The 12,191-nt window shown below is 64.5% G+C and carries 12 protein-coding genes and 1 tRNA gene; 10 read left to right on the forward strand and 3 right to left on the reverse strand.

The window, feature by feature from the left end:
* The first annotated feature begins 45 nt into the window (after window positions 1–45).
* Window positions 46–1,383 (forward strand): patatin-like phospholipase family protein, encoded by a 1,338-nt coding sequence (locus Q9K02_RS02735; RefSeq protein WP_305931505.1) that lies wholly within the window; start codon window positions 46–48, stop codon window positions 1,381–1,383.
* 32 nt (window positions 1,384–1,415) lie between these two features.
* On the opposite strand, the gene Q9K02_RS02740 is transcribed toward Q9K02_RS02735, so the two are convergent.
* Both Q9K02_RS02740 and Q9K02_RS02745 read right to left on the reverse strand, forming a co-directional pair.
* Window positions 1,416–1,503 (reverse strand) — tRNA-Leu (locus tag Q9K02_RS02740).
* A 112-nt stretch (window positions 1,504–1,615) separates the two neighbouring features.
* Window positions 1,616–2,497, reverse strand: coding sequence for an MJ0042-type zinc finger domain-containing protein (locus Q9K02_RS02745; RefSeq protein WP_305931506.1), 882 nt, complete (start codon window positions 2,495–2,497; stop codon window positions 1,616–1,618).
* Between the two features lie 156 nt (window positions 2,498–2,653).
* Between Q9K02_RS02745 and ftsE the strand changes: the two genes are divergently transcribed.
* Genes ftsE through Q9K02_RS02765 form a run of 4 tightly spaced genes read left to right on the forward strand, consistent with a single transcriptional unit; the run spans window position 2,654 to window position 5,523 of the window.
* The gene (gene ftsE / locus Q9K02_RS02750) at window positions 2,654–3,379 is read left to right on the forward strand and encodes a cell division ATP-binding protein FtsE (RefSeq protein WP_305931507.1); all 726 of its coding nucleotides are present in this window, start codon (window positions 2,654–2,656) and stop codon (window positions 3,377–3,379) included.
* The gene (locus Q9K02_RS02755) at window positions 3,376–4,308 is read left to right on the forward strand and encodes a cell division protein FtsX (RefSeq protein ID WP_305931508.1); all 933 of its coding nucleotides are present in this window, start codon (window positions 3,376–3,378) and stop codon (window positions 4,306–4,308) included. Before ftsE ends, Q9K02_RS02755 begins: the two co-directional genes overlap by 4 nt.
* Window positions 4,305–4,835: a YdcF family protein gene (locus Q9K02_RS02760; RefSeq protein WP_305931509.1), complete on the forward strand. Its 531-nt coding sequence runs from the start codon at window positions 4,305–4,307 to the stop codon at window positions 4,833–4,835. The genes Q9K02_RS02755 and Q9K02_RS02760 overlap by 4 nt, the downstream gene beginning before the upstream one ends.
* A gap of 7 nt (window positions 4,836–4,842) precedes the next feature.
* The gene (locus tag Q9K02_RS02765; RefSeq protein WP_305931510.1) at window positions 4,843–5,523 is read left to right on the forward strand and encodes a lysophospholipid acyltransferase family protein; all 681 of its coding nucleotides are present in this window, start codon (window positions 4,843–4,845) and stop codon (window positions 5,521–5,523) included.
* Between the two features lie 7 nt (window positions 5,524–5,530).
* Here the strand turns inward: Q9K02_RS02765 and Q9K02_RS02770 are convergent, their stop codons facing one another.
* Window positions 5,531–6,316: an enoyl-CoA hydratase-related protein gene (locus Q9K02_RS02770; RefSeq protein WP_305931511.1), complete on the reverse strand. Its 786-nt coding sequence runs from the start codon at window positions 6,314–6,316 to the stop codon at window positions 5,531–5,533.
* A gap of 118 nt (window positions 6,317–6,434) precedes the next feature.
* Here Q9K02_RS02770 and Q9K02_RS02775 point away from each other — a divergent pair, with 118 nt between their 5' ends.
* The 5 genes from Q9K02_RS02775 (at window position 6,435) to ftsH (ending at window position 12,168) form a co-directional block, all read left to right on the forward strand.
* A complete protein-coding gene (locus tag Q9K02_RS02775; RefSeq protein WP_305931512.1) occupies window positions 6,435–7,523 on the forward strand; it encodes a CaiB/BaiF CoA transferase family protein in 1,089 nt (362 codons plus the stop codon).
* A gap of 27 nt (window positions 7,524–7,550) precedes the next feature.
* Window positions 7,551–8,969: an aldehyde dehydrogenase family protein gene (locus Q9K02_RS02780; protein ID WP_305931513.1), complete on the forward strand. Its 1,419-nt coding sequence runs from the start codon at window positions 7,551–7,553 to the stop codon at window positions 8,967–8,969.
* Window positions 8,969–9,421 carry a MaoC family dehydratase gene (locus Q9K02_RS02785; protein WP_305931514.1) on the forward strand — a complete coding sequence of 151 codons (453 nt, stop codon included), beginning with the start codon at window positions 8,969–8,971 and terminating at the stop codon, window positions 9,419–9,421. Before Q9K02_RS02780 ends, Q9K02_RS02785 begins: the two co-directional genes overlap by 1 nt.
* Before the next feature lie 51 nt (window positions 9,422–9,472).
* Complete coding sequence (locus tag Q9K02_RS02790) at window positions 9,473–10,129, forward strand: exopolysaccharide biosynthesis protein (RefSeq protein WP_305931515.1); 657 nt, start codon at window positions 9,473–9,475, stop codon at window positions 10,127–10,129.
* A gap of 80 nt (window positions 10,130–10,209) precedes the next feature.
* Window positions 10,210–12,168, forward strand: coding sequence for an ATP-dependent zinc metalloprotease FtsH (ftsH, locus tag Q9K02_RS02795; RefSeq protein ID WP_305931516.1), 1,959 nt, complete (start codon window positions 10,210–10,212; stop codon window positions 12,166–12,168).
* The last annotated feature ends 23 nt before the right edge of the window (window positions 12,169–12,191 follow it).

The following is a 12,191-nucleotide window of genomic DNA, read 5'->3' on the forward strand; positions in this document are numbered from 1 at the left end:
TTTGGCCTATCCTGCCCGAAATCCATCGGGTGGGGGGACCGGATCGTGATCGATATTCTTATCTGCATCGGCGCAGTGCTGCTGGGCCTTGTCGTTGTTCTTGCCATTGCGTTCAAGATCGTGCGGCGCGGCGCGCTGACCTTCGAGATCGAAGGTTTCTACACCCATGTGATGGACGGCGATCCCGGCCCGCTTATCCGCGATGTCCAGCGCGATGCGACTGCGGCGTTGGAATGCAAGCTGGACGATCCGATGAGCTGTTCCATCAAGGAAGCGGTGGAATGCCATGTCGAAGCCGAGGCGCCCGAGTGCAACGTTCTGCTGCTGTCGGGCGGCGGGCAGTGGGGCGCTTTCGGCGCGGGTTTGTTCAAGCGGTTGAGCGAACAGAGCGGGGCGAAGGAACTGGGCCTCGAAGGGATCGGCGTCATCACCGGCATTTCGACCGGATCGCTGCAGGCGCTGATGCTGATGGTGGCTCTCGATCCCAAGCAGACGCCCGTAATGCGTCGTCATGCGCTCGACCGGCTGGTCTGGGGCTATTCGCCCGCGAAGGAGAGCGAGGTCGTGCGCCATACGGGCCTCGCGCTGGTGCCGTTCTTCGGTTCCGCTGCAGGCACTGCGCCGCTACGCAAGCGGATTATCGAGGCGCTGTGCCCCGATGGCGACTGCAGACTGGTTGAAGCGATCGGGAACTCCAGCATCGCAGGTTACGCGGGCTTCGTCGAAGCCGACGACGGTAGCTTCCGCTATGCCGATTTGCGCGAACTGGTGAACAAGGCGCCAAGCCTCGAGAAAGCGGCCGAAGCGCTCGCGGCGGCCACCATGGCGTCGTCGGCCATGCCGGTCTTCCACCAGCAACTGCGGGTGGCCGGATCGGACGGCAAGGCAGTGTCGCTCTACGATGGCGGGGTGCGGCGGTCGGTCTTCTTCGACCGGACCATGGCGATCGTCGATCGGCAGGTGCGCAAGGAGATGGCGTCGCACGGAGTGACCAAGGCCTCCACTACGTCGCAGGAAAACTTTGCCGAGGAATATCGCAAGACCGCGCCCAAGGTTTACGTCGTTCGTAACGGGCCGACGGTGCGCAAGCCTGCGCCCGAGCTTAATCGCAAGTCCGGCCCGCTCAAGAATGGCCAGCGCGGCTACGACCTGCTCGTCAACGAAAGCGAGATCGGCGCGATCGCCGCGCTGCGCCTCGGCAATCCCTACGGCGAGATCTTGCTCACCACGGCCGATATGTACGATACTTTTCCGAGCACTGTCGGCGAGAACTTCAAGGACGACGAGATGTTCAAGCCGGCTTTCATGGCGCGGCTACGCGACCTCGGCCGGTTCAAGGCGGATCGCAAGGATGGCCCCTGGTGGGCGCTCAGCACGCTCTGAAAGTAAGGATCGGATATCCGGACAAAGACTGTTGGTGCGGTCGAGAAGACTCGAACTTCCACGGGTTATTCACCCACAACGACCTCAACGTTGCGCGTCTACCAGTTCCGCCACGACCGCACACAGTCTGCATCGGGAGCGCGTGAATCGCACGCCGTCCCGCCGGTAGGAGCGCGCCACTAGCAGCGCCGCCACGCCCTCGCAAGCTTGTTTGTGAGGTGGTTCGGCCCGGTTAACGCGGGGCCCAGCCGATATCCGCGAACACGGCCGATTTCGGCACGTCGGTCACGGCTTCGTTGATCGTCATTTCCTCGCCCGGAGCCAGCGTTGGCTGCGGCGGATTTACGACCCAACTGTAAACCTGCCGCTCACGCTGGTCGAGCAGCACGATCAGGATCGGCGGGACATTGCGGCTTTCGCGTGCCGTATTGCTCACCACGATCTTCGCGCCGAAAAATTCGGTGCCGTTGGGCAGTGTGCGCCGCTCCTGCTCCTCGACCGGGAAGGACAGTTCGAGATCGGGCTGCGCCTGGCCGAACAGTGGTTTCGACACCGGCACCCAATCCGGCAGGCCGACGTAATTCACCGTGAGGATCGTGCCCACCGCCAGCAGCGCGAAGACCGCCGCAGCGATCGTCCACATCTTGGTGATGTTGCGGCGCGGGCGGAACGGCGGGGCATGGTCGAAGCTGGAAGAGCCATCGTCCATGTCTTCCGGTTCGGGCGCAGGGGGCAAATCGTCTTGCACCTCGCCATAGGGTGGTTCTGCCTCGTCGAAGTCCGGCCCGTCCCGCTGTTCCTCGGCAGCAGGGTCGGCACCGCCATAGCTGACGTCCGAGGCGGCGGTGGCTGGTGTATCCGCATTCGTGGTGGCCGGCTGGGGGACAGGCGCGGGCTTGGGGGTCGGTTTCGGCGCCGGAGCCGGGGTAGGCTTCGCTGCGGCAGACGGAGGCGGCGCAGGCACCGCAGCAGCCGCTGCGATCTGTTCCGCGTCGGGTCCATCCTGGTACCAGCTGTGCTTGCATTTCGCGCAGCGCACCGTCCGGCCTTCGATCCCGATGGCGCTATCGGGCACCACATACCGGGTCGAACAGGCGGGACAGGCGATGATCATGGTGAAGGTCTGCTTAGGGCGGCAGGCGAATCACGACAAGCGAGAGGCCTGTTCGCAACCCCGCAGGGCGGCTTTTTTCCACATCGATGCGCGGTTATAGGCCTTGGCGACCATGAACGGTGCCACCAAACCTCCCTCGATCCGGGTCGAACGCGCATGAGCGCCCCGGAAAGCGAGATCGTGCAGTTCGACAATGTCGGCCTGCGCTACGGCACCGATCGCGAAATTCTCTCGAACATTTCCTTTACCCTGTTTCCGGGGCGGTTCTACTTCCTCACCGGGGCGAGCGGGGCGGGCAAGACCTCGCTGCTCAAGCTGCTTTATCTCGCGCAGCGCCCGTCGCGCGGGGCGATCCGCATGTTCGGTACCGACGTGATTACCTTGCCGCGCGAGCGGCTGCCCGCCTATCGCAGGCGGATGGGCGTGGTGTTCCAGGACTTCAGGCTGGTCGATCACCTGAGCGCTTTCGACAATATTGCGCTGCCGCTCCGCGTGTCGGGCGTGCGCGAAGCCGATCTGCAGGGGCCGGTCAGCGACATGCTCGAATGGGTCGGGCTGGGCCACCGCGCCGAGGCGCGCCCGGCGACGCTGTCGGGCGGAGAGCAACAGCGGGTCGCCATCGCTCGCGCTGTAATCGGTCGCCCGGACATGCTTGTGGCCGACGAGCCGACGGGCAACGTCGATCCCGAAATGGCTTTGAAGCTCATCCGCCTCTTCGAAGCGCTCAATCGCCTGGGCACGACTGTGGTGGTCGCAACGCACGACGTCCACCTCATTCGCAAGGTCCCGGATTCGCTCATCATGAGGCTCGATAAAGGCACGCTCGCCGACCCGACCGGTGCCTTGCGCTATCCGCCCAGGCGGGTCGAGGTCGGGCGATGAAGCGCCCTCCCGTCGTCACGCGCGCTGTCGAGCGCGGACTCTCGCCCTTCCGCGGGAAGCGGGCGGCGCATCTTCTGCCGCGCGCCCGGCTGGGTGGGCCGATGCCCTGGGTGATCGCGATCATGGTCGCCATCACGGTCCTCGCGACGGCGGGCGGGCTGGCCCTGTCCAATCTCGTCGCGCGGGCGAGCGGGGATTTGGCCGGTAGCGCGACAGTGCAGATCGTCGACCCCGATCCCCGCACGCGCAGCACCCAGGCGGAAGCGGCGCGTGGTGTCCTTGCTTCAGATCCGGCCATCGTCAGTGTCACAGTTCTGCCTGAGGACGAAGTAGAGGCTTTGCTCGAACCGTGGCTCGGTGCCGGGGCCGAGGACGATGCCCTCCCGATCCCGGCGCTGATCGATCTGCGCTTGCGAGATGGTGCCGATGAAACCGACCTGGCCCGGCTCGCCGATCGGTTGACAGAGGCCGCACCCGACGCGCGGATCGATGCCCAGTCGGACTGGCTTGCGCCTGTGCTTGCCGCGCTGTCCACCTTGCGCTGGATGGCATTCGGCCTCATTGCCCTGCTCGCTTTCACCGGCGCAGCCGCCGTCTGGCTGGCAGCGCGCAATGCGCTCGGCTCCAATCGCGACACGATCGAGATCGTCCATCTTCTCGGCGGAAACGACGACCAGATCGCGCGCATTTTCCAGCGCTCGATCCTGCTGGATGCGCTGGTCGGCGGGCTGCTTGGCCTGTTGGCCGGATTTGCAGCCGTGCTGCTGATGGGAGCGCAGTTCGCGGTGCTCGATTCCGGTCTCGTCGCGGGTGGCGGGCTCGAGAGGGTCGACTGGATGCTGCTTGCGCTGGTTCCGCTTTTCGCCATCGCGATTGCCGTCTACACGGCGCGCATGACCGTCCTCTCGTCCCTCAGGAAGATGCTGTGATCCTGCGTTTCGTCGCTGCCATACTGCTTGTCTATGCCTTCGGTTTTCTCGGCTTCGCGGTAACGCTGCCTCAGCCGCTCGCCGGTGAGCCGACCGATGCGGTCATCGTCCCGACCGGCGGTCCCGGGCGGATCGCGCGCGGTCTCGATATCGTCGATCGGGGTCTGGCCAAGGAACTGTTCGTGTCCGGCGTCGATCCCGAGGTTACAACGGAAGAATTCGCCGCCGAATTCGACGTGTCGTCGAGAACGATGGATTGCTGCGTGACGCTGGGCCGCCTTGCAGTCGATACCCGCAGCAACGCGGGGGAGGCGGCGGAGTGGCTCAAGGAGCACGACTTTTCGTCCGTCCGTCTGGTTACGACCGACTGGCACATGGCCCGCGCGGCAAATGAATTCAGCGGAGCACTGCCGGAGGGCACGGTGATCGAGAAGGATGCGGTGGTCTCTTCTCCCGAGCTTGCGACGCTGTTCCTCGAATATAACAAGCTGATTGCAGCGGCGGTCTCCCAAGGGCTGCCCGTCTGACGCCGCCATGCGATACTTGCGCAATTTCGCTTTCTATCCGGCCTTCTATCTCGGCTCGCTGCTGATTACGTCGGCGTCGCTGATCGCCCTGCCGTTCAGCGTCGACCGGTTTCGCTATTTCGTGCGCATGTGGTCAAACTGGCAACGCTGGTGCCTGACGCACCTGCTTGGCTGCGAGATCGTGATCGAAGGGAGCGGCCCGCTCGACGAGCCGGTGCTCTACGCGATCAAACACGAGAGCTTTTTCGAGGCGATCGATGCGCCTGCGCTGTTCGATACGCCCAGCGTATTCGCCAAGGAGGAGCTATTCCGCATCCCGCTCTGGGGTCGTGCGGCCGCTGCGTTCGGGCTCGTCCCCGTGCAGCGCAATGCCGGCGCGCGCGCGTTGATGCAGATGATCCGCTCGGCCAAGGCGCTGGTGGCGGACGGGCGGCCGCTGGTCATCTTTCCCGAAGGCACCCGCGTACCGCATGGCGAAGCGAAACCGCTCCAGTCGGGCTTTGCGGGGCTTTACAAGATGCTCGGCCTGCCGGTCGTGCCGGTGGCGGTCGACAGCGGGCCGGTCTATCACCGGGGCCTGAAAAAGCCCGGCCGGATCACCTATCGCTTCGGCGAGCCGATCCCGCCAGGCCTTCCGCGTGACGAGATCGAAGTCCGCGTACGCGAAGCCATCAACGCGCTCAACTGAACGCGGCTCAGGTCCCGGTGAATTCGGCCTTGCGCTTCTGCAGGAAGGCCATGCCGCCCTCCATCGCGTCTTTCGTGCCGCCGGCGATCTTCTGCGTTTCGGCTTCGGCGCGCAGCGTGCTGCCGAAGTCGGACTGCAGCCCGTCGCGCAAGGTTTGCTTCATCAGGCCGAGCGCCACGGTCGGGCCATTGGCCAATCTTTCGACCAGCGCATTGGCCTCGCCCATCAGCGCATCGTCCTCGACGCATTTGTAGATCAGGCCGATACGCTCCGCCTCTTCGCCGTGGATCTTCTCGCCCAGCATCATCATCCGCGTGGCCTGCGCCGTGCCGACGAGGCGCGGAAGCATCCAGCTCGATCCGCCATCGGGCACCAGGCCGATATTGACGAAGGCCTGCAGGAAATAGCCGCTCTTGCCCGCCAGCACGAAATCGGCCGCCAGCGCAATGGAGCAGCCGACACCGGCAGCAGGACCCTGCACGGCCGAGACCACCGGCACCGGCAGGCTGGCAAGCGTCTGCACCATCGGATTGTAATGCTGGGTCAGCGAGCGGAATGCGCCTTCGCCACCGGTGACCGAGCGCTCGCCGCGCGCGGACAGGTCGGCACCCGAACAGAAGGCGCGGCCTTCGCCGGTCAGCAATACCGCCCGGGCATCCTCCAGATTGCGGACCGCGTCGAAAATCTCGTCAGCCATTTCGGGCGGGCAGGCGTTGAGGCGTTCCGGCCGGTTGAGCGTGACCTTCAGGACATTGCCGGTCTTTTCGGTCTTGATCGTCTGATAATCGCTCATTGTTCGGCCTCTCTCGTCTCTTTCGTTGCGGTTTTGCGGTCTGCGCAATCGCGTTCGTAATTGCAACCCATCGCGCAGCTTGGCATGCAGGCCGCAACGCGAGAGGAGAAATGCGCATATGACCGATACCGCCAGCCACGGCCCGCTCACCGGCCTCAAGGTCGTCGAATTCCAGGGGATCGGGCCGGGCCCGCATGTCGCCATGCTGCTCGCCGACATGGGGGCCGAGGTCGTGCGGATCGAGCGACAGGGCTACCAGCCGATGAACCCGGTGGTCGAACGCGCGCGGCACCGCGTCGCCGTCGATCTGAAGAGCGATGAGGGCAAGCAGTTCTGCCTCGACGCGCTGGCGAAGGCCGACGTGCTGATCGAGGGCTTCCGGCCCGGTGTAATGGAGCGGCTGGGTCTGGGTCCCGACGAGCTGCTCGAAGCCAATCCGCGCCTCGTCTATGGCCGCATGACCGGCTGGGGGCAGGATGGGCCGCTGGCGCAGGCCGCAGGCCACGACCTCAATTATATCGCCATCACCGGCGCGCTCGACGCGATCGGCAAGAAGGGCGACTTGCCGATCCCGCCGCAGAACCTGGTCGGCGATTTCGGCGGCGGCTCGATGTATTGCGCACTCGGCATTCTCGCCGCGCTTTACGAACGCGAGCGGAGCGGGATGGGCCAGGTGGTCGACGCAGCAATCGTCGACGGCGTGACCAGCCTGATGAGCTTCTTCTTCGGCCAGCCGCCCAGTTCGATCCGCACCACCGAGCGCGGCACCGGCCTGCTCGGCGGCGCGGCGCATTTCTATCGCTGCTACGAGTGTGCGGACGGCAAGGAGATCAGCGTCGGCGCGATCGAACCGCAATTCTATGCCGAACTGCTCCAGCGCGCCGATGCGCCGGAGAAGCTGCGCGATGGGCAGATGAACCCGGCCAACTGGGATGAGTATACCGAGGACCTTGCCGCCATGTTCAAGACGAAGACGCAGGCCGAATGGGTCGAGCTGCTGGAAGGCACCGACGCCTGTTTCGCGCCGGTCGTGCCGATGGACGAGGCGCGCGAGCATCCGCACATGAAGGCGCGTCATGCTTATGTCGAACATGGCGGCCGCTGGCATACCGCGCCCGCGCCACGCTTCGACCGGACGCCGAACACCATCCGCGATGCGGCGCAGGACGGTGAAGAGGTGGTGGCGCGCTGGCGCGAAGGGGGCTAGTGGCTGCGCGCATAGAGGAGATACCCCATGCGCGACTGCACCAAGTTCTACATCGACGGCCAGTGGGTCGACCCGGTCACGAAAAACACCCAGCCGGTCGAGAACCCGGCGACCGAGGAGACCATCGGCCACATCAACTTCGGCACGAAGGCCGATGTCGACAAGGCCGTCGCCGCAGCCCGCCGCGCCTTCGAGAGCTTCTCGCAGACTAGCAAGGAAGAGCGACTTACGCTGCTGCGCGCGATCCAGGCGGAGATCGAAAACCGCAAGGAGGACCTCGCCACCGCGGTCAGCGACGAAATGGGCGCTCCGATGAGTCTCGCCAACGGCCCGCATGTCGGACTGCTCGCCGGGCACTGCGCCAAGGCCATCGAAGTGCTCGAGGGGTTCTCGTTCGAGCGGCAGGACGGCCCGACGCTGCACGTTTGGGAGCCGATCGGCGTGGTCGGCATGATCACGCCGTGGAACTGGCCGCTCAACCAGATCGCCTGCAAGGTCTTCCCCGCGCTGGCGACCGGCAACACGATGGTGCTGAAACCGAGCGAGATCGCGCCGTTCAACGCCTATATCTTTGCCGAGATCATGGATGCGGCCGGTGTTCCGGCAGGCGTTTTCAACCTCGTCAACGGCGACGGGCCGGGTGTGGGCGAGGCCATCAGCGGCCATCCCGACATCGACATGGTCAGTTTCACCGGATCGACTCGTGCGGGCGTGCTCATCGCCAAGAATGCCGCGGACACGGTCAAGCGCGTGGCGCAGGAACTGGGCGGCAAGAGCCCCAATATCGTGCTCGACGACAGCGCGTTCGCCAAGTCGGTCGCCAAGGGGACGGTCGGCATGATGGGCAATTCGGGCCAGACCTGTACTGCGCCGAGCCGCATGCTGGTGCCGCATGCGCGCATGGAGGAGGCCAAGGCGGCAGCCAAGGAAGCCGCCGAGGGTGTGATGCCCGGCGATCCGAAGGGCAATGCCGCGATCGGTCCGGTGGTCAGCCGCACGCAATGGGACAAGATCCAGGGGCTGATCGAAAAGGGTATCAAGGAAGGCGCCACGCTGGTCGCAGGCGGCCCCGGCAAGCCCGAGGGGCTGGAGACCGGCCACTACGTCAAGCCGACCGTGTTCGCCGATGTCGATAACGACATGACCATCGCGCGCGAGGAAATCTTCGGACCGGTCCTGACCATCATCGGCTACGAAGACTACGACGATGCTATCCGCATCGCCAATGACACCGAATACGGTCTCGCCAGTGCGATTACGGGCGAAGATATCGAACAGGCCCGCAGCCTCGCCAAGCGCATCCGTGCCGGCCGGGTCGCGATCAACGGCGGCTACGACATGAATGCGGCCTTCGGCGGCTACAAGAAGTCGGGCAACGGCCGCGAATGGGGGGAGTGGGGCTTCCATGACTTCCTCGAAGTGAAAGCCGTGATGGGGCATAGCTGATGGCGGGCCGGCATTTCGACGAATGGAAGGTGGGCGACCGGATCGAGCATGAGATCCGGCGCACCGTCACCGAAACGGACAACCTCCTGTTCACGACGATGACTCACAATCCGCAGCCGTTGCATCTCGATGCCGAAGCGGCGAAGGAGAGCGAGTTCGGCCAGATCCTCGTCAACGGCACCTTCACCTTCTCGCTGATGGTGGGGCTGTCCGTCGGGGACACTACGCTCGGCACGCTGGTGGCCAATCTCGGTTACGACAAGCTGGTGATGCCGAAACCCGTGTTCATCGGCGATACGCTGCACGCGACGAGCGAGGTGATCGGCCTGCGCGAAAGCAAGTCGCGCCCCGGATCGGGCATCGTCACTTTCGTGCACGAGGCGATCAACCAGCGCGGCGAAACCGTCTGCCGGTGCGAGCGTTCGGCGTTGCTGAAGTCCGCAGCTGCCTGACAGCGAATACTTTTTCGCTTCTCGCACGTTGAGAGCGCTGAGGAGAGCAGGATGAGCAAGGAGGAGCCCGAGGGCGTCGAGGAAGTCCTCGGGCAGCTCGACGACCTGACGACGAAGTCGGGCAAGGTCTGCATCAGCGACGTACTCGACGATTTCGGCGGGCGCAGCTTCGGCCCGTTCATCATGCTGCCGGCTCTGCTGGAGCTTACTCCGGTGGGCGGAATACCCGGCGTCCCGACCTTCCTGGCCGCACTCATCGCGCTCGTCGCCGTCCAGTTGCTCATTGGCAAGGAGCACATATGGATGCCCGGCTTTCTCCAGAACCGGGCGGTAGAAAGCAAGAAACTGCACAAGGGGATCGCTAAGCTGCGTGGTGTCGCGCACTGGCTCGACGAGCACAGCCACGGGCGGCTGAAACCGATGACGCAGGGCGTGTGGGTCAAGATCGCCGCGCTGGTGGTGATCCTGTTGTGCATGACCGTCCCGCCGCTCGAAGTTCTTCCTTTCGCCAGTAGCGGCCCCATGCTGGCGATTGCCGCCATCGGCCTCGCACTGACAGTGCGCGACGGCGTGGTCATGCTGGTCGCCCTGGTGCTCGGCATCGCGGCGATCGGCGGAGGGACGTACTACTACTACACCTCCGACGAGGAGGAGGGCGGCGACCAGGCGGCAATGACCTCAATGGTGATTGAGCGTTTCGCTGCCTGAGAGCGAAAATATCGCGGGCACAGTCAACTTGCCATTCACCGTAGCGATCCTACATTACCGACGATGAAAGGATTCCGCGCATGAGCGACCAGAACACTCCGCCCGAGCCCGAGGGCAACGGCCCGAACCCGTGGGTGAAGAGCCTGATGGTTTGGGGCGGTATTTTCCTCGCCCTGCTGATGGTGGTGTCCGCCTTCGGTGGCGGTGGCCAGGGCAGCGGCGCGCAGATCCTCTACTCCGACTTCCGCAGTAAGGTAGCCGAAGGATCGGTCGCCTCGGTGCAAATCTCGGACACCCAGATTACCGGCGAAATGAAAAACGGCGAAGCGTTCACCACCATGCGCGTCCCCGACGATGGGTCGCTGACCGAGCTGCTGAACGAGAACGGCGTGCAGTATACGGGTAAGGAAGCCGATAGCGGCAATATCCTGCTGTACGCTCTGATTCAGATTCTGCCTTTCATCCTGATCCTCGGCATTGCGGTGTTTGCACTGCGCCAGGTGCAGAAGGGTGGCGGCGCTGGCGGTGCGATGGGCTTCGGCAAGTCCAAGGCCAAGTTGCTGACCGAACGCCAGGGCAAGGTGACGTTCGACGATGTCGCCGGCATTGACGAGGCACGCGAGGAACTCGAAGAAATCGTCGAGTTCCTGAAAGACCCCAGCCGCTTCTCTAAGCTCGGCGGCCAGATTCCAAAGGGCGCGTTGCTGGTGGGCTCGCCCGGTACCGGCAAGACGCTGCTCGCCCGCGCCATTGCAGGCGAGGCAGGCGTGCCCTTCTTCACCATTTCGGGTTCGGACTTCGTTGAAATGTTCGTTGGCGTCGGCGCGAGCCGTGTGCGCGACATGTTCGAACAGGCGAAGAAAAACGCGCCCTGCATCCTCTTCATCGACGAGATCGACGCCGTCGGCCGCAGCCGTGGCCACGGGCTCGGGAATTCCAACGACGAGCGCGAGCAGACGCTGAACCAGCTGCTGGTCGAGATGGACGGTTTTGAGGCGAACGAGGGCATCATCATCATCGCGGCGACCAACCGTCCCGATGTGCTGGACCCTGCGCTGCTGCGCCCGGGCCGCTTCGACCGCCAGGTCGTTGTGCCGGTGCCGGACATCGATGGGCGGGAGAAGATTCTTGCCGTCCACATGAAGAAACTGCCGCTGGCTCCCGACGTGAACCCCCGCACGATCGCACGCGGCACGCCGGGGTTCTCGGGCGCGGATCTTGCGAACCTCTGCAACGAAGCCGCCCTGCTGGCTGCGCGCCGCAACAAGCGCCTCGTCGCCATGCAGGAATTCGAGGACGCGAAGGACAAGGTCATGATGGGCGCGGAACGTCGCTCCATGGTCATGACCGAGGACGAAAAGAAGATGACCGCCTATCACGAAGCTGGCCACGCGCTGGTTTCGCTGAACGAGCCGGCATCCGACCCGATCCACAAGGCCACCATCATCCCGCGTGGCCGCGCACTGGGCATGGTGATGCGCCTGCCGGAGCGGGACAGCTATTCATACCACCGCGACAAGATGCATGCGAACCTCGCCGTGGCCATGGGCGGCCGCGTGGCGGAAGAAATCATCTTCGGCCACGACAAGGTCTCGAGCGGCGCATCTGGCGACATCCAGTATGCCACCGACCTCGCCAAGAATATGGTCACCAAATGGGGCATGTCCGACAAGCTCGGCCCGCTGCAATACGAGCAGAGCCAGGAAGGCTATCTCGGCATGGGTCAGACCGCCCGGACGATGTCGGGCGCGGAAACCAACAAGCTGATCGACGAAGAGATCAAGCGGCTGGTGGAAGAAGGCCTCAAGCGTGCGACCGACATCCTCACCGATCAGGAAGATAAGCTGCACCTGCTGGCACAGGCAATGCTCGAATACGAAACGCTGACCGGCGACGAGATCGACCAGCTCATGAAAGACGGCAAGCTCAACCGCCCGGACGAGCCGAAAGGCCCGATTTCGGTCAAGCCGTCTGCCGGGGCTGCCGTTCCGAAGGCCGGCAAGAAGTTCGGCGGCGGCACCGCGCCGCAACCGGGCTGATAGGACCCGCGTCTGGCGTTTAG

The organism is Qipengyuania profundimaris (genome assembly GCF_030717945.1).
GTDB lineage: Bacteria > Pseudomonadota > Alphaproteobacteria > Sphingomonadales > Sphingomonadaceae > Qipengyuania > Qipengyuania profundimaris.

What these genes read in the sequence shown, in the direction of transcription:
- ftsH (WP_305931516.1), top strand. Translation starts at nt 10,210, where the DNA reads ATGAGCGACCAGAACACTCCGCCCGAGCCCGAGGGCAACGGCCCGAAC.
- Q9K02_RS02755 (WP_305931508.1), top strand. Translation starts at nt 3,376, where the DNA reads ATGAAGCGCCCTCCCGTCGTCACGCGCGCTGTCGAGCGCGGACTCTCG.
- ftsE (WP_305931507.1), top strand. Translation starts at nt 2,654, where the DNA reads ATGAGCGCCCCGGAAAGCGAGATCGTGCAGTTCGACAATGTCGGCCTG.
- Q9K02_RS02785 (WP_305931514.1), top strand. Translation starts at nt 8,969, where the DNA reads ATGGCGGGCCGGCATTTCGACGAATGGAAGGTGGGCGACCGGATCGAG.
- Q9K02_RS02780 (WP_305931513.1), top strand. Translation starts at nt 7,551, where the DNA reads ATGCGCGACTGCACCAAGTTCTACATCGACGGCCAGTGGGTCGACCCG.
- Q9K02_RS02790 (WP_305931515.1), top strand. Translation starts at nt 9,473, where the DNA reads ATGAGCAAGGAGGAGCCCGAGGGCGTCGAGGAAGTCCTCGGGCAGCTC.
- Q9K02_RS02765 (WP_305931510.1), top strand. Translation starts at nt 4,843, where the DNA reads ATGCGATACTTGCGCAATTTCGCTTTCTATCCGGCCTTCTATCTCGGC.
- Q9K02_RS02770 (WP_305931511.1), bottom strand. Translation starts at nt 6,316, where the DNA reads ATGAGCGATTATCAGACGATCAAGACCGAAAAGACCGGCAATGTCCTG.
- Q9K02_RS02745 (WP_305931506.1), bottom strand. Translation starts at nt 2,497, where the DNA reads ATGATCATCGCCTGTCCCGCCTGTTCGACCCGGTATGTGGTGCCCGAT.
- Q9K02_RS02775 (WP_305931512.1), top strand. Translation starts at nt 6,435, where the DNA reads ATGACCGATACCGCCAGCCACGGCCCGCTCACCGGCCTCAAGGTCGTC.